Source organism: Moorena sp. SIO3I6 (assembly GCF_010672095.1).
On the sequence record NZ_JAAHHU010001393.1, the window covers coordinates 1 to 1,342 of the forward strand.

The window sequence follows — 1,342 nt, forward strand, 5'->3', positions numbered from 1 at the left end:
CAGGGTACAGCGGCGAAAAATTATGCCCCAGATAAGTTAGACTGTAAGGGAATCGAGGCTTTTAAAATTTTCAGCATATACCTCGTGTCCATGCTGGCTCGTTTGATTTTTTGACGAGTACTGCGTTTATAGCTGGTTTCAAGATTGAGTAAATTAATACTAAGCGCGCTTGAGTAAAGCCATATTCTGTGGAGCATGGCCTGTGCGAATCCGGCTATTATCCTCCCCAAAAGTCACATCTAAGACGAGCGTGAAGTTGATTTTCAATTGACCAGTGCTGTCGGATAGCTTTACCCAACTGTTGAGCATTGGCTGGTAGAGAAGATAGGTAAAACATCACCTCACGGGTAGTCTTGTTCCACAGATGACGAGTACGAATAACCATAACAATAGTCTGTAATCCATCCCACTGGGACTGTTGGTACAAATCATTGTCTATCTGCTCAAGACAAACCGCCCAAACAATCGCGCTTTTCAGTGCGATGGTGTGCTGACTCCACCCGTAGATCGTAGCTATACTCAAGACCCTCTTGCCTCATTAGCTACAGCAGTTTCAAACCATTGCTTCACCTGCTCCCATAAAGTGGGATGATTTCTTTTGAGTGCCAGAACATAATCCGCACTAAGAGCGCGAATACTACGAGCTATTTGATGCTGAGTCCCCATCGCATCAATGGTATCGGTTGCATCCGCAGATGTCGAGTAATTCCAGTAAGGCGCTTGATCGCTGTAATCTCATTGCTTTTATCGTCCACTTTGACAAGACCTACGAAACAACCGATGGTCACTTGCCCAGGCGCTCACCACGTGCAATGCTGATTTTGACTGGTTACGGTCATAAGAACCCTTGATTTGTTTGCCATCAATGGGAATTACCTGTGCTCCGGGCATCTGTTACTAAACTAGCTAACCAACTGTTAAAGCTCTCCTCAAAGGCACGCTTAAGATATTTGTTCAAACACTCGTCGATACGTATCTGCACAGGGTATCCCATGAGGCAATGGTAATAAGGTGGATAACCATTGCTGGTGGCTGACTCCATAGGTTTCTATGTCTTCCCACCCCGTCGCGCCCCCGATGGTGGCGTCGGGTGCAATCATTACTATACTTACAAATGGATGAAGCACTCCTTGTTTCCCTCGTGGATCTCCCAGGTGCTCAAAATGCTCAAGCATTTGTTGTTGAAACTGCTGAGTATCTCCGGCTGGCTGGAGTGGTGAGGATTTAGGACTGGTTGCGGTGGTTTTAGTGGGTTTATCGAAGCCAATGACCATTGGATACCTTGATTGTGACATCGGTTCCCCTAGCATATTATGAGTTCGTTTTTCTTGCGCTTACCCTG

At 46.1% G+C, this 1,342-nt stretch carries 3 protein-coding genes and 1 pseudogene; all 4 read right to left on the reverse strand.

The features are described from left to right. Positions 1-146: 146 nt before the first annotated feature. Positions 147-304: pseudogene (locus F6K49_RS54095) on the reverse strand (ISAs1 family transposase); the annotation flags it as partial. 215 nt (positions 305-519) lie between these two features. Continuing rightward, positions 520-666, reverse strand: coding sequence for a hypothetical protein (locus F6K49_RS54100; protein WP_364306224.1), 147 nt, complete (start codon positions 664-666; stop codon positions 520-522). Between the two features lie 78 nt (positions 667-744). Beyond that, positions 745-891 (reverse strand): hypothetical protein, encoded by a 147-nt coding sequence (locus F6K49_RS54105; protein ID WP_366511385.1) that lies wholly within the window; start codon positions 889-891, stop codon positions 745-747. 50 nt (positions 892-941) lie between these two features. Beyond that, positions 942-1,274: a transposase family protein gene (locus F6K49_RS54110; protein ID WP_364306221.1), complete on the reverse strand. Its 333-nt coding sequence runs from the start codon at positions 1,272-1,274 to the stop codon at positions 942-944. Positions 1,275-1,342 lie beyond the last annotated feature (68 nt).